The sequence below is a fragment of the Betaproteobacteria bacterium genome (assembly GCA_009693245.1).
Classification (GTDB): Bacteria; Pseudomonadota; Gammaproteobacteria; order Burkholderiales; family SHXO01; genus SHXO01.
The window spans coordinates 47,750-72,276 of the sequence record SHXO01000002.1; the positions used below are offsets into that span (position 1 = coordinate 47,750).

Genomic DNA, 24,527 nt, shown 5'->3' on the forward strand with positions numbered 1-24,527 from the left:
ATAAAACATGAATGCTTCTACCTTCGCACGACTTGTCTGTGCATTTTTTCTCTCGGCAACTACCTTCCTAGTCATGGCGCAAACGGACGCCCCAGCCGCCGAAGCGCAGGCCAAGCGCCCGCCCCGCCCTGGCCGCGTCTACATCAAGGACGTGGAGGGCATCTGGATGGCCCAGCAGTACATGAATGCGCTCAAAGCCACACGCTCACCGCGAGCGGCGGCACGCAAGTCCCAGCCCATCGTCATCCAACTCAAGAAAGAGAACTGGATCTACCCCATCTTGACCACGAATTTTCGCTCGGCGGTGTTGCAATTCATGATCGAAATCGAGCCGGATAAAAAGCCGCAATCCTGGCGCTTCGTCACCGCCAAGACCGAAGGCATCGTCAGTTCGAGCGACGTGATCTACAGCTACTTCACGGGCAAGCGCGGCATGACCGGTGCCTTTGAAACCTTGTCCCTGAAGGAACCGCACTTCGCCCAGCGCAAGAGCACTCTCTTCGCGCGGCTGGCCGAACCTCTGGAGGTCTTCGTCAATAAGAATACCGTGGCCGGCAAATACGAGGACGAGGACGGCAAACCCTACGAATTTAGCGGCGAGGGAGATGCCATGTTTCCTGATCGCAAATTCGCCTATGAAGTGCTGTTGGATACGGCGCAAGCAAGCTGTGACGTGCTAACGAGCCACCACGAGAAGGAGCCCGAAGGCAAGGAGCGCATCGGCTTTGCCGCCAAGGGCGATAAGCTTCTCTTGTACAAGACGCAATCCCTGTCCAAGGGTACGTGGCGTTGCGAAGCCAAACCCTTCGCCACGTTAACCCGCGGCGAACAAGCTTAAGGAGAAAAGCCATGTTGAATTACATTAAGACCGTATTACTAGGTGCCGCCGTCGCATTCGCCACACAAGCCCTCGCGGGTAACTGCGAAGACATCAACGCCCACGAAGCGCAGAAAGCCGAAGATGCCCGCTACGCCGCGCAAATGAATGACGACTTCGCCGCGATGGATAAGCTCTTCGCCGATGATTTGGTTTACACGCACTCCAGCTCCGTGGTCGATAACAAGAAGACCTATATCGAATCCATGACCTCGGGCACGGTGAAGTACAAGGTGATGCGCCGCTCGGATGTGACAGTGCGCACCTTCGGATGCATCGCCATCCTTACCGGCCTGGGGAATTTCGACGTGAGAGTGAAAGGGCAGGATCTTTCCGTGGAGTTGCGCTTCTCGAGCACATGGATCAAGCGCAATGGCGCGCCGCAATTCGTTTCCTGGCAGGCCACCCGCACGCCTGCTAAGCAGTAGCCGCCGGTTTTCCCTGAACCGCGATTCCATCTTGAGCCCGTTGAGGCGCCATGTCCGAAGCCAAAGAGCGACAGCCCCAGGAGGGCGTGCAGCAGGCGTTGCAACAAATCGTTGCCCTGCTGGACAAGCAAAAGCTGGTCGAAAGCCTCGTGCACAAGCAGGAGATGCCGCGCCACGACCTAGTGGAATCCCTGGTCCACAAGCAACACCTCGCTGAACTTCAGAAGAAGCTCGACACCCTTCACGCCGCCGATATCGCCCACATCCTGGAGGCCTTGCCCCTGGATGAGCGGCTCTATGTTTGGGATCTGGTCAAGGCGGAGCGCGAGGGCGATATTTTGCTCGAGGTCTCCGAGCCTGTCCGCGAGACGCTCATCGCCTCCATGGAGCCGCAAGAGTTGTTGGCGGCGGCGGAATCCCTCGATACCGATGAACTGGCCGACCTCGCGCCCGACTTGCCGCAAGACGTCATGCAGGACGTCTTCAAGTCCCTTTCGCTCGAGGAGCGCGAGCAGTTGCGCGCCGCCATGTCCTACGAGGAAGACACGGTGGGGGCATTGATGGATTTCGATCTCGTCACCATACGCGAAGACATCACGCTCGAAACCGTGCTGCGTTACCTGCGCCGGCTGGACGAGTTGCCTGACCACACCGACCAATTGTTCGTTGTGGACCGCCGCGGGCGCCTGAAGGGGGCTTTGCCCATCAAGCGATTGCTGGTGCAAGACCTCGACAAGACCGTGGCGGAAGTGATGCACACCGGCATGTTGATGCTGCGCGCGCGCGACCGCGCCGAAGAGGCCGCCCAGGCCTTCGAACGCTACGACTTGGTGACCGCGCCCGTCATCGACGAGCGCGCCAACCTGGTGGGCCGCGTGAGCGTGGACGCGGTGCTCGACTACGTGCGCGAAGCGGCCGAGAACGAACGTCTCAATCTGGGCGGCTTGCGCGAAGAGGAGGATATCTTCGCCTCGGTGTGGGATGCCGCCAAGAACCGTTGGGCTTGGCTGGCCGTGAATCTGGTCACGGCCTTGGTGGCCTCGCGCGTCATCAGCGTGTTCGAGGGCAGCATCGAAAAACTAGTGGCGCTGGCCGCCCTCATGCCCATCGTGGCGGGCATCGGCGGGAACTCCGGTAACCAGACCATCACCATGCTGGTGCGCGCCATAGCGCTCGGGCAGGTGAGCCGCATGAACGCGAAGCGCTTGCTGGCGAAAGAACTGCTGATCAGCTCGCTCAATGGCTTGGTTTGGGGCGGCATCATGGGTTTGATCGCCGTGGCGCTCTATGGTAGCTGGCTGCTGGGCTTGGTGATGGCCATGGCCATGACATTGAATCTCGCCGTGGCGGCGGTCTTCGGTTTGGGAATTCCGTTGGTCCTGGACCGCTTCGGCCGCGATCCGGCAGTGGGCTCCAGCGTCATGATCACGGCTATCACCGACAGCGGCGGGTTCTTTATTTTTCTCGGGCTGGCCACGCTGTTCTTGCTTTGAGAAGGGCGGCCATCACGAATGTCTCACGCTTCATCACGCATTGTTCAATTTCGCGTTGGCTTCCGAACCGCGGCGGCTTAGCTAGCTCAAAGCCGCATCCGCGCCATCCCGGATTACCGTATAACGAGGCTACGCATGCTAAAGGATATTACCGTGCTGGTCAAACACTCAAACGATATCGTTCCCTCGGAAATTACGCCCAAGGCGCTCTATGAAGGAAGGCGCCAGTTCATGCTCAAGAGCGGAGCCGCGCTCGTGGGTGCCTGGGGTTTAGCGGCTGCGCGCAACGATGCCTTCGCCGGCGTGAAACTGGCTGGCGTGAAGAAGAGCCAGTACACGGTGGCGGAAGCGCAGACTCCGCTAAAGGATGTCACCACCTATAACAACTTCTACGAATTCGGCACGGACAAGTCAGACCCCGCCGCCAATGCGCACACGTTGAATCCACGGCCGTGGACAGTATCCGTGGAAGGCGAAGTGAAGAAGGCGAAAACCTTCGGCATCGAGGAGTTGCTCAAGCTCGCACCTTTGGAAGAACGTGTCTACCGCCTGCGCTGCGTGGAGGGATGGTCCATGGTCATTCCCTGGGTAGGGTATTCGCTGGCGGAACTCATCAAGCAAGTGGAACCCACTGGGAACGCCAAGTACGTGGAATTCGTTTCGCTCGCCGATCCCGCGCAGATGCCCGGGGTGAAGGACTCGGTCCTGAATTGGCCTTACACGGAGGGCTTGCGCATGGACGAGGCAGTGAACCCGCTCACGCTCTTGTGCATGGGACTCTACGGCGAAGCGCTGCCTAACCAGAACGGCGCGCCGGTGCGCGTGGTCATCCCATGGAAGTACGGTTTCAAAAGCGGAAAATCCATTGTGAAGATTCGCTTCGTGGAGAAGCAACCCACCACGGCCTGGATGGCCGCCATTCCCAGCGAGTACGGCTTCTACTCCAACGTCAATCCGCAAGTGGATCATCCGCGCTGGAGCCAGGCGAAGGAACGGCGCATCGGCGAATTCGGCAAACGTCCCACGCTCATGTTCAACGGCTACGCCGACCAAGTGGGCAAGCTCTACGCCGGCATGGATCTCAAGAAATTTTTCTAGGGCAATGCCAATGGAGTCCGTTCGCCCTGAGCTTGTCGAAGGGCGCTCTGCGCAACTCGCTGAAGTTAGAGGGTCCTCCGCTCATGCTTCGACAAGCTCAGCACGAACGGAGGACTTAGTCAGGCTATTCCTAACGTGAAGGCGCTGGCGCATATCAGCGCGGAAGACCTTCGCGCGATCAAGGCAGCCGTGTTTTTAGCCGCCCTGGTGCCTCTCGCGCGGCTGGCGTGGCTGGCGTGGCACGGCGGCTTGGGCGCCAATCCCATCGAGTACATCACTCGTTCGACAGGGTGGTGGACTCTGTCGTTCTTGCTCATCACCTTGAGCGTGACACCCTTGCGGCGCTGGACAGGTTGGAACTGGCTCATCAAGTTGCGCCGTACGCTGGGGCTCCATGCTTTCTTTTATGGGCTGCTGCACTTCACCACCTATGTCTGGCTGGACCAATTATTTAGCTGGATGGATATCGCCAAGGACGTGGTGAAGCGCCCCTTCATCACGGTTGGATTCTCGGCCTTCGTCCTACTGATTCCGCTGGCTATCACCTCGACCAACGCCATGGTTCGCCGCTTGGGCTGGCGGCGCTGGCAGATGTTGCACCGGCTGGTCTATGTCATCGCCACTCTAGGCGCGGTCCATTTCTGGTGGCTGGTGAAGAAGGATATTCGCGAGCCATTGGTGTTTGCCGCGATCCTTGCTAGCCTTCTCCTTGCGCGCGCTTGGTTCGCGATGCGCAAGTCCGTTTCCGCTCCCGTGAAAACCTCTCGTTCGCAGGCGGCTTAATGCAAATCGGCATTCCCAAGGAAACCAAGGACCAGGAGTTTCGCGTTGGAATGATCCCCGCCGGGGTGGACGCGCTGGTGAAGGGCGGCCATGTCGTCCTCGTGCAATCTCGCGCGGGGGAACGGACGGGCTTCTCCGACGCGGATTATGAAGTCTCGGGCGCGCGCATCGTGACCTCCGCCCAGGAGATTTTCGCCAGCGATCTCGTGGTGAAGGTCAAGGAACTCCAGCCTCCCGAGTACCCTTTGTTGAGGCGCGGCCAGATCGTGTTTGCCTACCAGCAACTGGCACCCGACCCCAAGCTGCTGGACTGCGTGTTGCAAGCTGGAATATCGGCCATAGGCTATGAAACCGTCGCGGACGAACGCGGCAATCTTCCTCTGTTGGCGCCCATGTCGCGCATCGCGGGGCGCATGTCGGTGCAAATCGGCGCATGGGCTTTGCAGATGAACAATGGCGGAAGCGGCGTGTTGCTTCCCGGCGTGCCCGGCGTGCCACCCGCCAAGGTCGTGGTCATCGGCGCGGGTGCCGCCGGGAGCAATGCCGTACAAGTGGCCGCGGGCTTGGGCGCGGACGTGACGGTGTTCGATGTCAGCATCGACCGCTTGGCGCACATCGACGCGCTCTACCGCGGCGCTGTCAAGACCTGCTACTCGATTCCACTACCGCTGGCGGAAGCCGTCGCGGATGCCGATCTCGTCATCGGCGCGCTACTGGTTCCGGGCAAGCTTGCACCCAAGGTCATCACGCGCGCCACGGTCGCCCGCATGCGCAAGGGGTCCGTCATCGTGGACATCGCCATCGACCAGGGCGGCATTTCAGAAACCTCTCGCATGACCTATCACTCCGCTCCTCTGTACGTGGAGGAGGGCGTGGTGCACTACTGCGTCCCCAACATTCCCGCCGCCTGCGGGCGTACGGCCACTCTCGCGCTAACGCAAGCGACGCTACCCTATGCGCTGCGGCTCGCCAACCAGGGACTCATGGCCATGAAGGGCGATTTCGGTTTCGCCGCCGGGCTGCAAACGCACGACGGCCATGTCACTCACAAGGGTTTGGCGCAGGACACGCAGCGCCCACACCGGCCGTTCTCAGGCCTTGGCGCGGGTAGCGCAAAAGATTCCCAGAAGAATTAGCGCGAAGGCCGCGCCTTGAATCCAGTCCACGGATTCGCCGAAAAGAAAAAAAGCCAGCAAGGCCGAACCCACCGGTTCTCCCAGGATGGAGAGCGCCACAAAGGTCGCGGAAACTTGGCGCACCGACCAGTTGAGCAGCGTGTGCCCGAGCAACTGCGGGCCCAAGGCTAGACCCAATATGCATAGATAGGCTGCCGGCGTGAAACCGGCCACGCCCGTGCCGCTCACCAGCGCGGCCGCGAAGAGCATGATGGCCGCCGCGCCGTAGGCGAGCCAGATGTAGGCCAGCAGGGAAAGGCGTGTACGTAAAGATCTGCCGATGATGAGATAGGCACTGGCGCACAGAGCGCCGGTCAAGGCGAGCGTATTTCCCAGCATCGGGTTGGCGGCGCGTTGCGAGGAGGCTTCCGGGCCGGCCAGGAACATGGTCACGGTGCCAAGCGTTGCGAGGCCGATGCCCAGCACCACCAGCAAGGCGAGCCGCTCCCGAAGAAAAAGCACCGATGCCAGCCCCACCCACAGCGGATTGGTGGTGACGAGTGCCGTGCTGCTCGCCACGGAAGTGTGTTCCAGGGATGTGATCCACGAGCCGAAATGCACCGCGAGAAAGGCGCCCGAAAGGAGCGAGAGACCGGCGTCTCTTGCGCTCAGCGAGCGAAGTTCCGCACCGGCGTGGTGCCATGCGATGGGAGTCAATATCAACGAGGCCACGCCGAGGCGCCAAGCGGCGATGGCCATGGATGTGGCGCCCTCTGCCTGGGCTATGCGGATGAGAATGGCGGCGGTGGATACGACGAGAACTCCGGTGGCGAGTCCGCCATACGCCATGGCGCGATTATTCATGCCCTCGTTCAAATCAGCGCGCCCACGCGCCCACTGGTGTCTAGTGCAGCTGCCCTGGCGGTACTGGCGCCATGGGGAGCGCCATGACATCGATCCCTTCTTCTTTAAGTTCCTTCGCTTGTTCGACAGTAGCTTGGCCGCGAATAGCGCGTTCGGGAGCTTCACGGTAGTGAATGCGGCGCGCCTCATCGGGAAACTTCTTGCCCACGTCCTCGGTGTTCTTGAGCATGTAATCTAGCACCTTGGCGCGCAGTTCGCGAAGTGCTTCTTCGGGGAAGCGCGCGAGATTACGGGGACCATCGTTCTCCCGCTTCTCGCCGCTCTGGCTGGAACTGCAACGGCCGATGTTGGGCGCCGAGGGCTGCTTGACGACTCCGTTGGAACCGCACACGGGACAGCTCACGGACAGAGCTTGCGCCTGCTCGTCGAATACTTCCGGCGAGGCAAACCACCCCTCGAAGGAATGGCTGTTGGTGCAGGCTAAGTTATATACGACCATGGGACGATCTCTTATTCTCGTTAATCTCGTATCACTCTACTGTTGGCAACCTTGGAGAAGAATTTGATCCGCCAAAGCTCCGTCCAGGGGATTAACAAGGGGCCACCCCTTGTTCCTTCCTGGGGGATAAACAAGGGGAGCTCTCCCCTTGTTCGTAGCATGAATTTTGTCCGGCACAACAGTCACCCTTTTTGGTTTCAGCTGCGCCCGCTTAAGACTCACTCCGCCGGGGATTGTGCCCCAGCTCACAGAGGCGCGCAAACGCTTCCGTAAAGGTTGAGCAATCCGTGGTCCAAATGACCAACAGAAATGCTGCCGGCCCCATGTGGCATGCCGCTGGGAACGTAAGGCCTTGATTGGTCCGAACAAGTGCCTCTGGACTTGCACGCCCGGGGGCGCCATGCCCGGGCTTGCGCATCCTCTAGATTGCCGAGATTTCGGTTCCGGCGTAGATATTTCTCTTAATTTAAGGCGGCGCTAACGAGGGGAATTATTTGGTATCTCGTCACAGGCGAACGACAACAACATTCCACGATATTGAAGGGGGCTAGGATCATGAGGAGGGTATTGGTAGCGGTGGATGGTTCCAAGAGTTCGGACCGCGCGGTGGAGGAAGCGGTCAAGACGGTCAAGCACGGGACCAATGCCTAAGTGCATCTGGTCAATGTACAACCCAGGGTCTTGAGCGACGATGCGCTAATCGGTTTACGAAAGGAAGACATCGAGCGCTATTACTACGAGCAAAGCTCCAAGGCGCTGTCCTGGGCGGAAAAAATACTGCGCGAGAACAGCGTGCCGTTCACTTCTCACCGCATCGTGGGCCCGGCCGCGCAGAGCATCGTCGCGCAAGCGCGCGACCTTCAATGCGACGCCATCGTGATGGGTACGCGAGGGCTAAGCCGCATCAACGGATTGAGCTTAGGCTCGGTGTCCATGAAGGTATTGCACTTATCCGACCGTCCGGTGACGCTCGTACGGGGCGACCCTCCCGTGGAATTCAGCGGACGTTTGAGCGCGAGTTAGGGTCGGCTGACAACCCTAGAGCTCCAGAATCCAACGCGTGACAGCGCCGGTTTCCTCCTTGCTCAGACTCGCCTTGACGTGGCCCTCTTCGGCTTTGGACAAGGTAATGATGCGATAGCGCTCGCGGTGCGGCTTGACCCCCAGGTCAAGGGCACCGCGAGGTGCGCTACGGGCGCCGCCACTATGTTATTGATCGATGGTGGGGAAAGATCGATTGCGCGCGCAAGATCATGGATTTCGAGAATCAAGTTAAGGTGAAGATGGATTTTGGGAATGTGTGGCCATCATACTGAGTTGCTAACCCATAAGGATTGAGGCGACGCGAAGCGTCGTTTCAATCCGCAGTTCAAGAAGCCCCGGGGGCGGACGGCGGTGTGTATTTGGGCGCGAGCCCGCCGAGCTGCTCGGCGCCGGATGAAGGAAGGAAAAGCAAACCAGCGGTTTGCGGAAGAGTGTGGTTCTTGGGTTTGGTTTGTGATTTGGTTTGGGTGTGGCTTTGGATGTTGACGTGCCCTCCCCTTCTGAACCGCCGAGTAACGCAGGAGCGAAGGGGGATGTCGCCGAGGACTGTTCGACGGCCGCGCGCTTTTTGCGCGGACTAGTTCCGCAGGCGCCCATCGCTTCGAGTAACGCAGGGTACCCTGCAAGGGGCGGGGCAGTAGGGGCGGCCTTTTTTCGCTTACCTTTTTTGGCCGCGCAAAAAAGGTGAGTAGCTGCCGGGCTACCCCCGGCGACTTTTCTATCCTGGTAGATTAACTAATCAGACGCACAGTCCGAGACTAATCAATACGGCGCCCCCATCCCAACCTTCCCCCGCAAGCAGGGGAAGGAGCAAACAAGCGGTCATCGGCATTGGCAGCGAATGGTCACGCAGAGCTTGATCAGGCGAAAGTTACTCCAAGGCGCGGCGGAAAATCAGCGCGCAGCCATGCCGTCTTTCTAGTGCTCGCACAGCCCTCGCGCAAGAACATGCGACAAGGAAGAACAAGGGAGCGTGTATACATATCCGGCACTTTGACGGTAAGAATGCTGCCCGTTTATGCAGCGAAGGCACGACAGATTCTCGCCCCGCGCGATTAGCGCTTATGCTTTAGCGGCTTCAAGAACCCCCAGCGATGGTCACGCGATTCTCATTGCCGCGCCGGAAGCCTGGATGCTTTCCCGGGGCCCTGGAAGAGACTCCACGGCGCGCGCGTCGCGAATTGCGGCCATGAACCTGTAGTGGCGTCTTTTCCCTCATCCCCATCCCTTCTCCCACGGGGAAAAGGGAGCGTCGTGCTCTCCGCCCGAGCGGAGAGGTTCATGGCTAGGTGCGCGCACCACTTGCGAGTCGCATGCCTGGCTGCGAGACGTCCAAACCTATCCTTCGCAGGGTCAACCGCCAAAGCCCCGCAAGCGAGTGATCGCCATGGGAGATAGGCGCGGCTGCTCTTCATAGTGCAATGAGCCACCGCCTGCCGCACGTGAGCCAAAACCATGGATAATTGCCGGAGTTACAGGGGCCGTAAAAAGAGTGAGGGGGCAGCAGGTGGCAGGCAAGGATTTATCGGCGGGGGAGCGGGTCGTCCAATGGCCGTAGTCGCAGTGTTCAACCAAAAGGGCGGCGTTGGAAAGACCACGACCACGCTGAATATCGCGGCCTGCTTGGCGGCCGAGCATCGCGCGCCCTTGCTGCTGGATACGGACCCGCAGGCGCACCTCACCTTGGCCTTCGGAATACGCAATGTGCCGGGGGATAAGAGTCTTTACAGTTTCTTCCAGAACGGGAAGTCCCTTGAATCCCTGATCATGCGGCAACCCTCGGAGATCAGGCTCATTCCCTCCTCGCCCGAGTTGTCCAAGATCTATGCCTTGTTTGGCAATGATCCTTCCATAGCCAGGCGGCTCAAGGAAGGGATGGACAAAATGCCGGCGCAAGCGCGCTCGACGGCCCTGATCGATTGCTGCCCCATGCTCGGGGTGCTGACCTTGAATTCGCTGCTTGCCGCCGACCGCGTGCTCATGCCAGTGTCGGCGGACTACCTATCGCTGGAAAGTATTCACAAGCTCAAGCTCGCCTTGGATGTGCTGGAGACCAGCTTGGGCCGAAAATTCCTGCGCCGCGTGGTGGTGACCAGTTTCGATGGGCGGCGTAAGCTCTCGCACGAGATTCTGCGCAGGCTCAACGAAGCCTTCGGCGAGCAGGTATGCCGGAGCGTGATCAAGGAAAATGTTCATCTTGCGGAGAGCCCCATGCACGGCAAGGATGTACTGGCCTTCGCGCCGTGGAGCCAAGGCGCGGCGGATTACCGCGCGGTGACCGAGGAACTGGAGCAGTGCAACTTCTTATGAGAGGCTAGTTATGATGACAGGGGTACGTACTATTGTGCTGGTGGTGGCTGCCTTGGTGGCCGCCGTGATGGTAGCGCCTAGTGCCCGCGCCAATTTGGGCGGCGACGAGGCCGAGAGCACCGACGTGAATTTCCAGTCTGGGAAGGAAGCGATTCAAAAGCAAGACTGGAAGAAAGCCGTGGCGTTCCTGGAGAAGGCGGTGGCCGCCGACCCGAACAACGCCGATGCCAGAAATTTTCTGGGCTATTCGTTCCGCAAGCTCGGGGACTTGAACATGGCCTTCCAGCACTACCAGGAAGCCCTGAGGTTGAACCCCAAGCATAAACCCGCGCACGAGTACATCGGCGAGGCCTATCTGATGGCTGGGAAACTCAAGGAAGCGGAGCAACATCTGGCTGAGCTGAACCGCTTGTGCTCGCCCATTCCATGCGAGGAGCAAAAGATGCTGAAGCTCGCCATCGAGGACCACAAGAAGAAGTAATTGAGCTACCGGGCTGTATTGTGGGATTTCGGTGGCGTCATCACCACCAGTCCCTTCGAGGCGTTTTCCCGCTTCGAGCGTGAAAGAAATCTACCCGAGGGTTTACTACGACGGATCAATTCCACCAATCCCGGTGACAATGCCTGGGCGCGCTTCGAACGCGGCGAATTGAGCCATGCGCAATTCGACGACGCCTTCGGCGAGGAAGCATTGGCCTTGGGTTATCGCGTGCGCGGGGCGCAAGTCGCGCAGTTACTCCACGGCGAGATCCGCCCGCAAATGGTGGAAGCGCTCAAGCACCTGCGGGGGCGCTTTCGCACCGCTTGTGTCACCAACAATTTCAGCGCCAATATGCCTGTAAGAGAGGAGCGGGCGCGCGAAATCGAACGGGTCATGGGCCTCTTCGATCTGGTCATCGAATCGAGCAAGGTGGGCGTGCGAAAACCCGAGCTTCGTTTCTATGAACTGGCCATCGCGGCCGTGGATGTACCGGCGCGGGGGATCGTCTATCTAGACGACTTGGGGATTAATCTGAAACCGGCGCGGGCCTTGGGCATGACCACCATCAAGGTCACCGATCCCGATAGCGCTCTCGCTGAGTTGGAAACCGTGCTGGGAATCGGTCTTACGAAGTAGTTTGGCGCGGCTTGCGCGGTGCCTTGGCGAATAACCGGTCGTAGAGAGCTCCGGGCAAGGCTCTCAGCAACACGCTCACGGCAGCCATCTGCCACGGAACCACCGCGAGACGCGCATCGCGATCGATACACCGTGCCATGTGCCGCGCGGTTTCCGCGGGCTCCAGCAAGAACGGCATGGGATAAGGATTACGCTTGGTCATGGGAGTATCGATGTACCCAGGACACAAGGTGATGACTTTAACGCCCGTGCTTCGCAGCTCGGCGCGCAAGCTCTCCAAATAGGTAATGGCGGCCGCCTTGGACGCACTATACGCACTCGATCCGGGTAGGCCGCGAAACCCCGCCACGCTGGCAATGCCAACGAGCTTGCCCGCTTTCGCTTGCGGCATGGCGGGCAAGAACGCTTGGAAGGTGTTCACCATGCCCAGCATGTTCGTATCGAACACTTCGCGAAACACCCGCGCATCCTCGCTGTGTTCGGTGGCGGTACCCGTACTCACGCCAGCGTTGGCGATAACGATATCCGCCACGCCGTGGCGTGCGAGGAACGCCTCTCCAGCCGCTTGCACCGCCGAGAAATCACGCACGTCGCACGGATAGACGGAGCAAGGAACGCCCAGGGATTGGGCCAAGGCGTTGAGCGCGGGTTCGCGGCGGCCATGCAATCCCAATTCGCAACTAGGGTAATGGCGCGCGTAGTAACGCGCGAAGGCCTCGCCAATGCCGCTTGAAGCGCCGGTGATGAAGACCTTCACGAAGACTCGGCGGCACGCTCCCGGCGGCGCCGGTCAACGAGTGTGTCCACGAGCGCGATGGTTTCCTTCGGGCCGCCGGCAAGCGATGGGGAGGTGAGGAAGCGGCCGTCCACGATCAAGGTTGGCACGCCTTGCAAGCGGTAGCGTTGTGTCACGCTTCGGAGGAGTTCCAGCGCCATGGCGATTTCTTTCGAATCCCAGGTTCCGCGGACCAAGTTTCGGTCCAAGTCCTTCGATTGCGCCCACTGCGCGAAAGTACCGGCATCGCCAAGATCGGTGTTGTCGAAGTGATACGCATCGAATACGTCTTGGTGCAACCGTGCATGGGCACCCAATTTGAGTAGCACCAGATAGACTTTCGTGAGCGGAATCCAGCGCGTGTTGCGAAGCGCGGGGGTGCGGACCAACAGCACGTCGGCGGCGCGCTGCTGCTCCCATTCGCGCAGATAGGGTTCGAAGGCGTAACACGCTCCGCAGCCGTAGTAGAAAAACTCCCGCACTTCGATGCGCTGGGGATCATCCACCGGTTGCGGTGGAATGGGGAAGAATTTCGGGCGCTCGTCCGCTGCTTCATCCGCCGCGCGCGCACCCAAGGCGAAGCCGAGCCCGGCCAAACCAAATCCCAGTATCTGGCGGCGGGCTGGATTCACTGGCGGGCTTTATTCAGTAAACTTCGGCGGCAGATCTATGCGCCAGGCTTGGACGCGGGCTTAGAGGTCTTGGCCACGGGTTTAGGCTTCGATGCAACTTCGGGTTTCGCTGGAGCTTGGGAGGTCTTGGTCCGCTCCTTGGCGATCAGGGCATCCACGATTTGAAAGAAGCGCTGCAAGCTGGGCTGGTTGTTCGGCCCAACAGCCATGGAGGGACCGGTCACGTACTTGCCCTGGATGGCCATCGCCGGCGTGAACATCACGCCATAGGTGCGCGCCATTTTCTTCGAGCGCTCCACTTTGGCATCCATGCCGAAAGAGTTGAAGGTCTGGGTAAATTTCTCGGCATCCACGCCTTGAGTGGCGACCCACTTCGTGATTTTTTCCGCGTCCCCCAGATCCTTGCCTTCACCGTGAATGGCATGGAAGACCTTGGAGTGCAGCTTCTCCGACAGTCCCATGGCTTCCAGGGTGTAGAAAAGACGGGCCAGTGGTGCCCAGCTATCGCGAAATATCAGCGGTACAGCTCTAAAAGTTACATCCTGCTGGCTCTGCAACCAACCGCGTAGCGGGCTCTCGAACTCGGCGCAATGGGGGCAGGCATAGGAAAAGAACTCGATGACTTCAACGCCCTTGCCCTGCGCGGGTTGCTCGGGGCTGATGAGCTTGTACTCCTTATCGGCTACAGGAGTCTGCGCGAATGCAGGCGGTGCAATGGCACAAAAAACTAGCAAGGCGAATGTTCGGTGAAGATGGCGCAACGCTCGGTTCATCGTACTCTCCATGGTTTGATCGAATTTACTCTCTCGAGCGAATCATATTGGCTTGAATTTCCATTTCCTTGAGGGCGGCTTGCGCTACCTGCGCTTGTTCCGCGCTCTCGTAAGGCCCCAACCGCACCCGGTGCCAAGTCTTATTGTCTGGCAGCTGGGAGGTTTTGATTTGCGCTTCCATTCCCGCTAATGCAAGGCGTGCTTTTAGGTTGTCCGCATCGGCTGAATTTTGGAATGCGCCAGCCTGCAAGAAAATACGCTCCTTGGCCGCGGCATCCTCTACGGGCTTGGCCGGCATGGGGTCTTGCTTGCCAGGCAGAATTTCATAGAAATCGAACTTTGGTTTGGGTGTGGAATCCGTGCCGGCGGCCCCGCCTGAAGCGTTCGCGTTACCGGTTGCGCGAGCACCCTTGGGCGCCTCCATGGGCTGGAGTTCCCTATGCGAAGCCGGAAGTTCCTTGAAGGGCGGCGCCGAACGATTGATGTAGAGCGCGAATCCGAAGGCTAGTCCCAATCCGAGGGCGAAACCAATGATGAGGCCAACGGAAAACGGATGCATCAGGCGCGCGCTTTTCCCACCGCCTGCTCCGGCCCCGCCTTTTTTGTAGTCCATGCTCATAGGTGGAAGTTTACTGTGTGCGCGGGATGCCAGTGTAAACCGCGCGTAATGCGCTACATGCGCTCGGGCGCGGACACACCAAGCAACCGGAGACCGTTACGCAATACCTGTCGCACGGCGGCGACCAGCGCGAGGCGCGCGAGCTTAACCGCTTCGTCCTCCACCAGGAAACGCGCCGAGTTGTAATAGCTATGAAACACACCAGCGAGATCCTTCAAGTAGAAGGCCATCGCATGGGGCGCTAAGTCCCGCGCGGCTTCTTCCAAGATATCGGAATAATCCATCATTGCGCGTATCAATCCGAACTCTTGCTCGGAATCCAAGGAACCGAGGCCGGCGCCCGGCAAGGCAGCGGGGTCGCCGCCCCACTCTTCCAACACCCGGCAAATACGGGCGTGTGCGTACTGGATGTAATACACAGGATTATCGTTGCTCCGGGATTTCGCCAGATCCAGATCGAAGTCCAAATGCTGGTCGCTCTTGCGCGCGAGATAAAAGTAACGCGTGGCATCCAATCCTGCTTCTTCGTAGAGTTCCTCCAAGGTCACGTAGTTGCCGCTGCGCTTGCCCATGCGCACGGGCTCGCCGCCCCGGAAGAGCGCCACCAACTGGATGAGCGGAACACTTAGCTTATCCGGCTCGTGGCCGAAGGCACTCAAGGCCGCCTTCACCCGCACAATATAGCCGTGATGATCCGCGCCCCACACGTCGATGACGCGCTCGAACCCGCGTTCCAATTTCTCGTGATGGTAGGCGATGTCGGAGGCGAAATAGGTATAGAGCCCGTTCTCGCGTTGCACTACGCGGTCTTTGTCGTCGCCAAACGCGGTGGAGCGAAACCAGGTGGCGCCATCCTTCTCGTACAAATGTCCTCTTTCACGCAACTTGTCCAAGGCGCGTGCGACCTTGCCATCGTCGTAAAGGGATTGCTCGGAGTACCAGCGGTCGAACTGCACGCGGAAGCGGGACAAGACGCCGCGAATCTCCGCGATCTGCCGGTCGAGCGTGTGGCGCATCACCCGCTTGAAATCCTCGCCCAAGAGCGTCTTGGCATTGGCGATCAATTGGTCGAGGCGCGCTTCGCCCACCGCCTCTTGTTCCTTGTCCGAAGCGTTGGGGTTGGCCTCGGGCAGGGCTGCCATGACCTGAGCAGCGGCCCGCACGAACTTCTCGCCATGAAGATCCGCGAGTTCGCGCGCCCGCAGAGCCACGTAATCTCCTTGGTAGGCGTTGGGCGGAAATGGCACGCTCACTCCGCGCTGCCCGAGATAGCGTAGCCACACCGAGAGGACCAGCACATCCACTTGCCGGCCGGCGTCATTGATGTAGTACTCGCGCTGCACGTCATAGCCCGCGGCTTGCAGCATGCTGGCAAGGCTATCGCCGTAGGCCGCGCCGCGCCCGTGCCCAACGTGCAACGGCCCCGTGGGATTGGCGGATACAAATTCCACTTGCACCTTCCTGCCTCCGCCTACATCGATACGGCCGTAGTCATCTCCCTGCGCAAGCACATGCCCAACCACCGAGCGCTTGGCCCCGGCCTTCAAGAACAAATTGATGAATCCGTCTCCAGCCACCTCCGCGCGTTCCAGCAACTCTGAGGCAGGCAACGCGCCGGCGATCGCGCCTGCAAGCTCGCGCGGATTGCGCTTCGCCGTCTTGGCCATTTGCATGGCGATGGAACAGGAGAAGTCGCCGTGCCCGGCCTGCTTGGTCCGTCCCAAGGTCACGGGAGGATGAGCCGGATTACCGAGTGCTTGCGCGACAGCCGCGACGATGAGCGAAACCAACTCGCTCTTGATGTCAGCGTGAATCATGGAAATTCAAAGGGCAGGACTGGAAGGCAACGCGGGCGCGCATTATAAGCCGCCATCAAACACTTCTCGGATCCACATCGAGATGCCAGCGCACTTGGTTGCCGCCATGTTCCGCCAGCCAGGGGCGCCACTTGCCCAGCAAGGTTTGCAAGGCCGCTCGCGATGCCGACTGCACGAGAAGCTGGCCGCGCTCCTTCCCGGCAATGCGCGCCATGGGCGCGGGCACCGGGTCGAATACTTCCACCTCCGGTGCTTGCTCCTTGCAATTGCTCGCCGCCAAGGCAAGGAAGGAGTCGACCGCTGGCCGCTCGGCGGCTTCCGCGCGCAGTAATGCTTGATAACTATAGGGAGGAAATTGCGTGGCTCTTCTATCTTCCAGCAGCGCGTTGGCGAAACCCTCGTAATCTTGCCGCTCGGCGGCGGCGTAGATGGGATGATGCGGAAAATCCGTCTGTATCATGACCTCGCCGGGAATGCTCGCGCGCCCCGCCCTTCCCGACACCTGGATGAGCAGGGCAAACAGGCGCTCGGCCGCGCGAAAATCCGTGCTGAAGAGTGCCGCGTCGGGATTCACGATACCCACCAAGGTCAGATTCGGAAAGTCATGGCCTTTCGCGAGCATCTGAGTACCCACCAGAATATCCACTTGTTGCGCGTGCACCAGATCGCGCAAAGTGGCGAAGGCGTGCTTGCGCTGGGTGGTGTCCCGGTCCACGCGCGCGATACGCGCCGAGGGAAATACGCGGGCCAATTCCAGTTCGAGGCGCTGGGTACCATGCCCGCGCGGCCGTAAGTCTTGATTGCCACAACCTTCGCACGCGTGCGGCACGCGCTCCTGGTGGCCGCAATAGTGGCAGCGCAGTTGCGTGGTCTTGGAGTGGAACACCAAGCGCGCGGAACAACGAATGCACTGCGCCATCCACCCGCAGGCATAGCACAGCAGAGCGGGCGAGTAACCGCGCCGGTTGATGAAAATGAGGCTTTGTTCTTGGTTCGCGAGCCGTTGGGATAGAGCCCGGAGTAAAGGCTCGCTCAAACCTTCTTTCAGTTGCAGTTGCCGGGTATCCACGCACTTGACCTTGGGCGGCTGCGCCGCCGCGCGAAAGGGTAGCCGCAAGAGCTCGTGGCGCCCGGCTTGCGCGCGGGCGTAGGACTCCAGAGACGGCGTAGCCGAGGCCAGCAGCACCGGCACATTGCGGCGCCGCGCGCGTACGAGAGACAAGTCGCGCGCGTGATAGCGCAACCCCTCCTCCTGCTTGAAGGATTCGTCGTGCTCTTCATCCACGATGATGAGCTCCAGATTGGGGAGCGCGGAGAACACGGCCAGCCGCGTGCCCAACACGATGCGAGCCTCTCCGCTGTACGCCAAGCGCCAGCGGGCAAGCCGTTCCGTGTCGGATAGATCGCTGTGCAGGCTCGCGATGCGCACTCGGGGGAAACGCTCCCGCACGCGCGCATCGAGCTGCGGGGTGAGGTTGATCTCGGGCACGAGCATCAGCGCTTGCCCGCCCCGGCGCACGACGTCCGCGATGAGCTGCAAATAGACTTCGGTCTTGCCGCTACCGGTAATGCCCAGCAGCAAGAAACTCGCGAAGCTCCCGAACTTGCCGCGCACCGCCGCCACCGCCGCTGCTTGGTCCTGCGTCAAGGAATGGCCCCCGGAGGTTTGAATATCCTGCTCGGGTGCCGGCACCGGCGGCCCGAATTCGATCCATCCGCGTTCCTCCAAGGGCTTGAGCCACGCACGCGCCGCGGGGAGCGCCGCCCGCACCTTGCTTTCGAGCACGGACGCACGCTCGCCAATGAATTCCAGCAAGGTTCGTTGTTGTTTATGACGCGCGGGAATACGCAATAGCGCTTCGCGTCCCGCCTGCGTTGTCATCACCGTGCGATCTACAGGGTCCGGCGCGCTGCGTGCGTTACGCAGTTTTGGAGGCAGTGCCAGCATGACGATCTGCCCCAAGGGATAGTGGTAATAGCCCGCGCAGAAGCGGCACAGTTCCAGCACGTCCGGCGGCAATACCGGCTCTTCGTGCAGCACCGCTTCCACGTGCTTGAGGCGGTTCGCTTCGATAACGGTTTCACCACCCACTTCGACCACCACCCCCGTACGCCGGCCCGGGCCGAAGGGAACGATCACTCGCTGGCCAACGCTGGCCTGTTGAGAATCTTGCAGGCGGTAGTCGAATAAGCGGTCTAGGGGAACATCCAGGGCGACTCGAACCAACGGCACGGCTCAGCAAGATATTGAAATGGAGTAGCAAGATTAGCAGGGAAGGCGCCCACGACACTTACCGCCTCTGGGATACCGGCACATTTTTCGACTACCCGGGCAAACTCGAAAGACAATCTTTCGGCACCCCTGCTCGCACTTTGCTATTTCTGGCGCCCGGCCATCTGCGCGACTTGCAGGGATTCTCACGGCGGCTTCTGAGCGAGTGGTTTGCATTATTGCCCGATGGGGCGGTGCTAGCCGCCCACAACCACCACGAGGCCGGCGGTGGCGTTTTCGACGAACTCCTGCGGCTCGCGTGGAGGAAGTGCCGCGCAACGCGCAGTTGATAGTCATCGGTCGCGCCCATGTTCCGCAGGAGTTGCTGCGCGCGTTCTCGGCCGGTCACCGCGGCCGAATCGGTTGGGAGGCCCTTCGACTGACCGCGCCCACCGCAGCGGCAGCAGGAACCGGGCAGCTATTCCGAATCAATCAAGAAGTGGCCAGCCAGAATTCAACCATGCTACTTCTTCTTCAGCCGGATCTGCATCATGGCATCGGGATCGCTCACGCTGCTAAATGACCCATCGTCGTTGGCCGCGAGCGCGAGATCTTCGCCGTCGAAGGTGACTTTGACGCCCTGCGCGTGCTGCTTGTAGGTGCAAGGCCCCGTCATCGGACCGAAAGAAATGTAGCACTTGCTGGCTGGCTGAAATTACAGTTTGACCGTCCCGTAGGCATTCTCCCAGTTTCCTTGCAGCTTCACCGCCGGGGGTTTTTCTGACGGGGCGTTTGAGGCGGACACGGATTTGTCTTTTTTCCTCGCCGGTTGTGCTGCACCGAGCAACGCGTTGCATTCGATCCATCCAATGGTGGTGGCGCTTGGCGTCTTCACTTGGCGCCAATTGCCATTGACCTTCACAACATTGCCGCTTTCCTTGAAGTTGCCATCCACCCAGCTCACGGGCTCGCCAATCTTGATGGGCGCATTAGGCGTGCCGGCCTTTTGCACTAAACGCAACTTCTGAGTGTTCACCGGAACCTGTTTTCCGCTAGGTATCAACAGAAGGACATAGCCGGGCGCATCCGGTTCAGCGATGACTTCCGCCAGCGTCGGTCCCATTCCAGTGGTCAATTCAACGAGGTCACCCACGCTCGCGCGGTTGGTTTGCGATGCTGCCCAGGGTGAGATTGCGCAGAATGCTAACGCTACCGCCACGCGTACGGCTCTATTTTTCCGTGCTTGCTTCTCCCGCACAAGATTGGCGGCGCTTGGATGCGCCAAAAGGGATTGCTCGCACTCGCGAGCGCGGCTAACGAAAGCGGCACTAATGCGCATCGCTATCGGTTATCACTTTATCGCTGTCCCATCGAAGGGTCAATCCAATCCCTGGCTAGCGATAAGCCGCGCTCAACTCGTGCACGGGATTCCTGGCACCAGCCTATCTGCCAGGTTCAGGTCACTAACTTTCTTAAGAGCCGCATCGGTCACCCTGTTGTTCAGGCCGAAAATTCCCGCAACACTTGACCCGCCTTGGGCGCATCTCTGAGGATGCCATTCGCACCGGCAACGCGCCGGCCGTTGACCCACACTCCATGCACACCCGTCGCCGGTGTGGTCAATCGCGATCCGCCCGCCGGTAGATCGAACACGCGGCTGGAAGGCCCGCGCCCTATGGTCTTCGGATCGAACAACAGCAAGTCGGCGGGTTTTCCGATCGCGATGCTTCCGCGATCCTTCATGCCGAATAACGCGGCCGGTTCGGAAGTAAGTTTGCGCACCGTCTGTTCCAGCGGCATGAGCTTCTTCTCGCGCACCCAGTACCCCAGAACATGCAAGCCGAAACCGGCATCACACAAAAAGGTGAGGTGCGCGCCGGCGTCCGAGAGCGAGACGATGGCATTTTCGTCGCGCATCATCCTCCCCACCGCATCCTCGTCGGAATTGAGCAGCGTGGCGGTAAACAAGGTGTCGAGGTTTTATTCCATCGCCAAGTCGAGCATGACATCCACCGGATGCCCGCCCGCCTCTCGCGCGAGCGCGGCAATCGACTTGCCCTCATAGGCCGCATGTTTCGCATCGGCGACCTGGGCGACATGGGCTTTTTCCCATTCGCCGGTGAACATCCGCCGGCTGCGTTCTTCGAGTTCCTTCTTCAGCATGCCGCGCCAGGCGCGATCGGCGAGCGTGCTGCGAAAGGACTTCTCATCCATGGCCATTAGCGGCTGCCACACGCGCAAACCCTCGAACACGTAAGGTTCGTGCATGGTGAACTCGAAATTCAGCGGGCAGGGAGACACCGCCCCATGCATCCTGTTGCCTCGCTTGCGAGCCGCCCGGATATTGCCGAGGTCTTCGAACGTGGCTTCCGGGGCGAGATTGGAATGCAGGAGCGCGGCAACCAGGTAGGGCCGGTTGGAGGCGGCGCATAAATTCTCGATCCAGGGCATCGGAGTATCCGCCGCCTTAGTCATCATCAGCAAGCCCTTGCCGGCATCGCGCAAAGCCGCGGACAGGGTAGTCATTTCATGATCATCGGCCAAGCGCGAGGGCATTGGAATGCCGGCCTCGCCGTTATGCTGGCCAGAACGGGTGGTGGCGAAACCCACCGCGCCCGCCTCCATCGCCCCGGCTACGATTTTGCGCATGATTTTGACTTCATCGGCCGTGGCGGTGCGCTTCGGCGCATCCTCGCCCAGCACGAAGGTGCGCACGCTGGAATGACCAACAAAACACGCCACGTTCGGGCCGACGCCTTTTTTCTCCAGCATGTCCAGATACTGCGGATAGGACTCGAAGCCCCAGTCGATGCCAGCGCGCAGGGCATTGAGCGACATACCCTCGACGTGCGTCAGATTGCGCATGGTCAGATCGCGATCCGCCGGCCGGCACGGAGCGATGGTGAAGCCGCAATTGCCCATGACGATGGTCGTCACGCCCAGCGCGGGTGAAGGATTGGCAAGCGGGTCCCAGGTAATCTGCGCGTCGTAGTGCGTATGGGTATCGATGATGCCAGGCATCAGCGCCAGGCCACCGGCTTCCACAGACTGCACCGCGGCGCCTTCGACCCTGCCAATTGCGCAGATGTTTCCATCCTTGACCGCCACGCTGGCCTGTGCCGGCGCAGCACCTGAACCATCGTAAAGCGTGGCGTTGCGAATAATCAAATCATGCATTTTGTTGGCCTTTGCTTTCGATTCAATGTGCGTTTTAAAATTATTCTCTGTCCATTGGAAAACACAAGCGAGCTCGCCACTCATCCCGCGCATGGCGCGGGAAGCGCTCACCGCATCAGCAACTCCCGGTATCCCCCCGCCGCCACGTCATCGCACCACTTGCGGTAGTCCGGTGCGCTGCCGCTGTAGCGGACGATGCGGCGCACTTGCTTGCCCTCCACGTTCTGGTTGATACCGGTCATCCAGGAGTCCACTTCATTTGCGAGCAGTCCCTGCGCTTTCTGGTGGACGAAGCTTGTCCATTGCGCCACGGCTTGCGGCCGGGCATCCACTTGCGTCAGACCATGCTCGTGCAGGTAGCCGATCAGGTTGGTCACCCAACCGGCGTTGTATTCGATACTGCGGGGGATGTTGCCTAGCGCGGTGTGCGGCCCCATCACCATGAACAGGTTGGGAAAGTCCTCCACCATCACGCCGACGAAGGTTGACGGCCCGTCCTTCCACTTGTCTTTCAGCCGCCGCCCGCCGGTGCCTCGGATGTCGATGCGATCGAAGCTGCCGGTGATCGCATCGAATCCCGTGGCATGGATGATCATGTCGAATTCGAAGTGCGCATCGCTCGTCTTGATGCCCATCGCGGTCACGCACTCGATTGGCGTTTTTAGGATGCTCACTAGCTGAACGTTAGGCTGATTGTAGACTTCGTAGTAGTGCGTTTCCTGCGGCACTCTGCGTGTGCCGAACCCGTGGTCAGCCGGGATCAGCATTTCGGCGATTTTCGGATCCTTCACCCGCTGGCGGATTTTCTTCGCGACGAAATCGGAGATTAATTTGTTGGCCGCCAGGTCGGTGAGGATGTCGCGGAAATTCCCCAGCCAGATGCCAAAGCCGGGCGAGGCATACAGCTTTTCCCAGAACGCCTCGCGCTCCGCCTCGGTCACCTCGAACGTGCCGCGCGGGTCCGTCGTATGTATGAAGCACGCCGCGGTCTCATGGCAGCGCCGAAAGATGTCTGGATAGCTCGCCCTGATCTTGCCCATTTCCGCCGCGCAGATCTTGCGATTGTGCAGCGGCGTGCACCAATTGGGCCGGCGTTGAAATACGCTGAGATGAGCGGCAGTCTTGGCCGCTTCCTGGATTGTCTGGACACCGGTGGCACCGGTACCAAGAACCGCGACGCGTTTTCCCGCGAAGCTCACCGGTTCCTTGGGCCATCGTGCCGTGTGGAACGATTGGCCCTTGAAATCTTCGACACCGTCGATTCGAGGCATGGTCGGTACGCACAGCTGTCCGATCGCAGTCACGACAAAGCGCGCGCGACGATGGGAGCCATCGTCCAGGGTTATTTCCCAGCACCGTGCGTCTTCGAGAAAAATCGCCGCGGTGACCCGGCTGGAAAGTTGGATATCGCGGCGAAGGCCGAATTTGTCCGCGACATAATTGAGGTAGCGCTCGGTCTCCGGTTGCGGCGAGAAATGCTCGGTCCAGTCCCACTCGTCAAGCAGTTCCTGCGAGAAGGAGTAGCCATATGAGTAGCTCTCGGAATCGAAGCGCGCCCCCGGGTAGCGATTCCAGTACCAGGTGCCGCCGACGCCGGTCCCAGACTCGTAGACCCTTACGCGCAGGCCAAGCTTGCGCAGGCAGTGGAGTTGGTACAGACCGGAAATCCCGGCGCCGATGACGATAACGTCGAAATCCAGATTGGCTGCTGAGAACCCTCGCGTGCGTGACTGGGTTGGTGCGGTCATCGAATGGTTCTGGGCCGGGTTCTCAAGAAAGACAGAAACCTTCGTGAGCAACTGCCCTGGCTAGTGATAAGCCGCGCTCAACTCGTGCGCCGCATCCACCAGCGCGGCAACGTTCTCCGGCGGTGTGTGCCGAGAGATTCCGTGGCCTAGATTGAACACATGTCCGGAACCCGAGCCGAAGCCATCAAGCACTTTGCGCACTTCTTTCTTGATGATTTCCGGATTCGAGAATAGGACGCCCGGATCTAGATTGCCTTGCAAGGCCACCTGGTCACCTACCTGAGTGCGAGCAGCGCCGATGTCGATGGTCCAATCCAGTCCAAGGGCATCGGCGCCGCAGGCGGCGAGATCTTCCAACCATAGGCCGCCGCCCTTGGTGAAGACTATGCACGGCACGCGCTGCCCATCGTAATTGCGGTGCAGCTGGCTCACGATATCCCGGATATAGCGCAGGGAAAATTCGCGGAAGGCATCGTGGGTCAGGCTGCCGCCCCAGGTGTCGAAAATTTGCACGATCTGAGCACCGCTCTCGATTTGGGCGTTGAGGTAACGCACCACGGCTTGGGCGTTGATGTCCAGAATGCGGTGCATGAGATCGGGACGGCGGTAGAGCATGCGCTTGGTCTCGATGAAGTCGCTGCTGCCTTGCCCCTCGATCATGTAGCAAGCCAAGGTGAAGGGACTACCGGAAAATCCGATGAGCGGAACGGAATCGTTCAAGGCCGTGCGAATGGAGCGCACGGCATCCATGACGTAGCGCAATTTGTCATCGACACTGGGTACGCTTAATTTATCGATGCTAGCTTCGTCGCGTAGCGGATGCTTGAAGCGCGGCCCTTCGCCATCGGCGAAATACAGTCCCAGGCCCATGGCGTCAGGAATGGTGAGAATATCGGAGAACAAAATAGCCGCGTCGAGTTTGAAGCGCGCCAGAGGTTGCAAGGTGACCTCGGTCGCCAGTTCGGGGCTATGGCATAACTCCAGGAAGCTTCCGGCACGTGTCCGCGTCGCGTTGTACTCGGGCAGATAGCGCCCGGCTTGCCGCATGATCCACACGGGGGTGTACGGGACCGGCTCGCGGAGCAATGCGCGCAGAATGGTGTCGTTTTTTGGGCGGCTCATTGAAGGGAGGCGGGAGGGGGGAGG

Annotated in this window: 25 protein-coding genes; 12 read left to right on the plus strand and 13 right to left on the minus strand. The window is 60.1% G+C overall.

Annotated elements, in window-relative coordinates; genetic code table 11:
- Nucleotides 1-7 precede the first annotated feature (7 nt).
- From EXR36_00550 to ald, 6 genes are all read left to right on the plus strand, one after another.
- Nucleotides 8-838: a hypothetical protein gene (locus EXR36_00550; GenBank protein MSQ58168.1), complete on the plus strand. Its 831-nt coding sequence runs from the start codon at nt 8-10 to the stop codon at nt 836-838.
- Between the two features lie 11 nt (nt 839-849).
- Nucleotides 850-1,305: a nuclear transport factor 2 family protein gene (locus tag EXR36_00555; GenBank protein MSQ58169.1), complete on the plus strand. Its 456-nt coding sequence runs from the start codon at nt 850-852 to the stop codon at nt 1,303-1,305.
- Nucleotides 1,306-1,355: 50 nt separating this feature from the next.
- Complete coding sequence (mgtE, locus tag EXR36_00560; protein ID MSQ58170.1) at nt 1,356-2,798, plus strand: magnesium transporter; 1,443 nt, start codon at nt 1,356-1,358, stop codon at nt 2,796-2,798.
- Nucleotides 2,799-2,933: 135 nt separating this feature from the next.
- On the plus strand, nt 2,934-3,896 hold the full coding sequence (msrP, locus tag EXR36_00565) for a protein-methionine-sulfoxide reductase catalytic subunit MsrP (GenBank protein ID MSQ58171.1): 963 nt from the start codon (nt 2,934-2,936) through the stop codon (nt 3,894-3,896).
- A gap of 144 nt (nt 3,897-4,040) precedes the next feature.
- Nucleotides 4,041-4,679, plus strand: a complete 639-nt coding sequence (locus EXR36_00570) for a sulfoxide reductase heme-binding subunit YedZ (GenBank protein MSQ58172.1) — start codon at nt 4,041-4,043, stop codon at nt 4,677-4,679.
- A complete protein-coding gene (gene ald / locus EXR36_00575) occupies nt 4,679-5,815 on the plus strand; it encodes an alanine dehydrogenase (GenBank protein MSQ58173.1) in 1,137 nt (378 codons plus the stop codon). Before EXR36_00570 ends, ald begins: the two co-directional genes overlap by 1 nt.
- On the opposite strand, the gene EXR36_00580 is transcribed toward ald, so the two are convergent.
- Both EXR36_00580 and EXR36_00585 read right to left on the minus strand, forming a co-directional pair.
- Complete coding sequence (locus EXR36_00580; GenBank protein ID MSQ58174.1) at nt 5,771-6,658, minus strand: DMT family transporter; 888 nt, start codon at nt 6,656-6,658, stop codon at nt 5,771-5,773. The two genes, ald and EXR36_00580, sit on opposite strands and share 45 nt — an antisense overlap.
- 40 nt (nt 6,659-6,698) lie before the next feature.
- Nucleotides 6,699-7,157 carry a DUF1178 family protein gene (locus EXR36_00585; GenBank protein MSQ58175.1) on the minus strand — a complete coding sequence of 153 codons (459 nt, stop codon included), beginning with the start codon at nt 7,155-7,157 and terminating at the stop codon, nt 6,699-6,701.
- Between the two features lie 555 nt (nt 7,158-7,712).
- Between EXR36_00585 and EXR36_00590 the strand changes: the two genes are divergently transcribed.
- From EXR36_00590 to EXR36_00610, 5 genes are all read left to right on the plus strand, one after another.
- Complete coding sequence (locus tag EXR36_00590; GenBank protein MSQ58176.1) at nt 7,713-7,808, plus strand: hypothetical protein; 96 nt, start codon at nt 7,713-7,715, stop codon at nt 7,806-7,808.
- Complete coding sequence (locus EXR36_00595) at nt 7,809-8,180, plus strand: universal stress protein (protein MSQ58177.1); 372 nt, start codon at nt 7,809-7,811, stop codon at nt 8,178-8,180.
- Nucleotides 8,181-9,749: 1,569 nt separating this feature from the next.
- Nucleotides 9,750-10,511: a ParA family protein gene (locus tag EXR36_00600; protein MSQ58178.1), complete on the plus strand. Its 762-nt coding sequence runs from the start codon at nt 9,750-9,752 to the stop codon at nt 10,509-10,511.
- A gap of 10 nt (nt 10,512-10,521) precedes the next feature.
- Nucleotides 10,522-10,992, plus strand: coding sequence for a tetratricopeptide repeat protein (locus EXR36_00605; protein MSQ58179.1), 471 nt, complete (start codon nt 10,522-10,524; stop codon nt 10,990-10,992).
- On the plus strand, nt 10,993-11,628 hold the full coding sequence (locus EXR36_00610; protein MSQ58180.1) for an HAD family hydrolase: 636 nt from the start codon (nt 10,993-10,995) through the stop codon (nt 11,626-11,628).
- Here the strand turns inward: EXR36_00610 and EXR36_00615 are convergent.
- Genes EXR36_00615 through EXR36_00640 form a run of 6 tightly spaced genes read right to left on the minus strand, consistent with a single transcriptional unit; the run spans nt 11,618 to nt 18,477 of the window.
- Nucleotides 11,618-12,373, minus strand: coding sequence for an SDR family oxidoreductase (locus tag EXR36_00615; GenBank protein ID MSQ58181.1), 756 nt, complete (start codon nt 12,371-12,373; stop codon nt 11,618-11,620). The two genes, EXR36_00610 and EXR36_00615, sit on opposite strands and share 11 nt — an antisense overlap.
- 8 nt (nt 12,374-12,381) lie before the next feature.
- Entirely contained in the window at nt 12,382-13,035 is a 654-nt protein-coding gene (locus EXR36_00620) for a thiol:disulfide interchange protein DsbA/DsbL (GenBank protein MSQ58182.1), read from the minus strand.
- Between the two features lie 35 nt (nt 13,036-13,070).
- Nucleotides 13,071-13,820, minus strand: a complete 750-nt coding sequence (locus EXR36_00625; protein ID MSQ58183.1) for a thiol:disulfide interchange protein DsbA/DsbL — start codon at nt 13,818-13,820, stop codon at nt 13,071-13,073.
- A 13-nt stretch (nt 13,821-13,833) separates the two neighbouring features.
- Nucleotides 13,834-14,427 carry a hypothetical protein gene (locus EXR36_00630; protein ID MSQ58184.1) on the minus strand — a complete coding sequence of 198 codons (594 nt, stop codon included), beginning with the start codon at nt 14,425-14,427 and terminating at the stop codon, nt 13,834-13,836.
- Between the two features lie 53 nt (nt 14,428-14,480).
- Entirely contained in the window at nt 14,481-16,244 is a 1,764-nt protein-coding gene (locus EXR36_00635; GenBank protein ID MSQ58185.1) for an arginine--tRNA ligase, read from the minus strand.
- Between the two features lie 55 nt (nt 16,245-16,299).
- Complete coding sequence (locus tag EXR36_00640; protein MSQ58186.1) at nt 16,300-18,477, minus strand: primosomal protein N'; 2,178 nt, start codon at nt 18,475-18,477, stop codon at nt 16,300-16,302.
- Between the two features lie 14 nt (nt 18,478-18,491).
- On the opposite strand from EXR36_00640, the gene EXR36_00645 reads away from it, so the two are divergent.
- On the plus strand, nt 18,492-18,806 hold the full coding sequence (locus tag EXR36_00645; protein MSQ58187.1) for a hypothetical protein: 315 nt from the start codon (nt 18,492-18,494) through the stop codon (nt 18,804-18,806).
- A gap of 365 nt (nt 18,807-19,171) precedes the next feature.
- Here EXR36_00645 and EXR36_00650 read toward each other — a convergent pair whose 3' ends face one another.
- From EXR36_00650 to EXR36_00670, 5 genes are all read right to left on the minus strand, one after another.
- Nucleotides 19,172-19,675: a hypothetical protein gene (locus tag EXR36_00650; protein MSQ58188.1), complete on the minus strand. Its 504-nt coding sequence runs from the start codon at nt 19,673-19,675 to the stop codon at nt 19,172-19,174.
- Between the two features lie 281 nt (nt 19,676-19,956).
- Nucleotides 19,957-20,424 carry a hypothetical protein gene (locus tag EXR36_00655; protein MSQ58189.1) on the minus strand — a complete coding sequence of 156 codons (468 nt, stop codon included), beginning with the start codon at nt 20,422-20,424 and terminating at the stop codon, nt 19,957-19,959.
- Between the two features lie 12 nt (nt 20,425-20,436).
- A complete protein-coding gene (locus EXR36_00660) occupies nt 20,437-21,744 on the minus strand; it encodes a hypothetical protein (protein MSQ58190.1) in 1,308 nt (435 codons plus the stop codon).
- A complete protein-coding gene (locus EXR36_00665; protein ID MSQ58191.1) occupies nt 21,741-23,381 on the minus strand; it encodes an NAD(P)/FAD-dependent oxidoreductase in 1,641 nt (546 codons plus the stop codon). The genes EXR36_00660 and EXR36_00665 overlap by 4 nt, the downstream gene beginning before the upstream one ends.
- 60 nt (nt 23,382-23,441) lie before the next feature.
- Entirely contained in the window at nt 23,442-24,503 is a 1,062-nt protein-coding gene (locus EXR36_00670) for a uroporphyrinogen decarboxylase (GenBank protein ID MSQ58192.1), read from the minus strand.
- Nucleotides 24,504-24,527: the final 24 nt, after the last annotated feature.

Bases quoted from the DNA above. Each gene is read 5' to 3' on its own strand.
- EXR36_00550 (MSQ58168.1), top strand. From the start codon at position 8: ATGAATGCTTCTACCTTCGCACGACTTGTCTGTGCATTTTTTCTCTCG.
- EXR36_00670 (MSQ58192.1), bottom strand. From the start codon at position 24,503: ATGAGCCGCCCAAAAAACGACACCATTCTGCGCGCATTGCTCCGCGAG.
- EXR36_00635 (MSQ58185.1), bottom strand. From the start codon at position 16,244: ATGATTCACGCTGACATCAAGAGCGAGTTGGTTTCGCTCATCGTCGCG.
- EXR36_00605 (MSQ58179.1), top strand. From the start codon at position 10,522: ATGATGACAGGGGTACGTACTATTGTGCTGGTGGTGGCTGCCTTGGTG.
- EXR36_00555 (MSQ58169.1), top strand. From the start codon at position 850: ATGTTGAATTACATTAAGACCGTATTACTAGGTGCCGCCGTCGCATTC.
- EXR36_00590 (MSQ58176.1), top strand. From the start codon at position 7,713: ATGAGGAGGGTATTGGTAGCGGTGGATGGTTCCAAGAGTTCGGACCGC.
- EXR36_00580 (MSQ58174.1), bottom strand. From the start codon at position 6,658: ATGAATAATCGCGCCATGGCGTATGGCGGACTCGCCACCGGAGTTCTC.
- EXR36_00665 (MSQ58191.1), bottom strand. From the start codon at position 23,381: ATGACCGCACCAACCCAGTCACGCACGCGAGGGTTCTCAGCAGCCAAT.
- EXR36_00600 (MSQ58178.1), top strand. From the start codon at position 9,750: ATGGCCGTAGTCGCAGTGTTCAACCAAAAGGGCGGCGTTGGAAAGACC.
- mgtE (MSQ58170.1), top strand. From the start codon at position 1,356: ATGTCCGAAGCCAAAGAGCGACAGCCCCAGGAGGGCGTGCAGCAGGCG.
- EXR36_00585 (MSQ58175.1), bottom strand. From the start codon at position 7,157: ATGGTCGTATATAACTTAGCCTGCACCAACAGCCATTCCTTCGAGGGG.
- msrP (MSQ58171.1), top strand. From the start codon at position 2,934: ATGCTAAAGGATATTACCGTGCTGGTCAAACACTCAAACGATATCGTT.
- EXR36_00625 (MSQ58183.1), bottom strand. From the start codon at position 13,820: ATGGAGAGTACGATGAACCGAGCGTTGCGCCATCTTCACCGAACATTC.
- EXR36_00630 (MSQ58184.1), bottom strand. From the start codon at position 14,427: ATGAGCATGGACTACAAAAAAGGCGGGGCCGGAGCAGGCGGTGGGAAA.
- ald (MSQ58173.1), top strand. From the start codon at position 4,679: ATGCAAATCGGCATTCCCAAGGAAACCAAGGACCAGGAGTTTCGCGTT.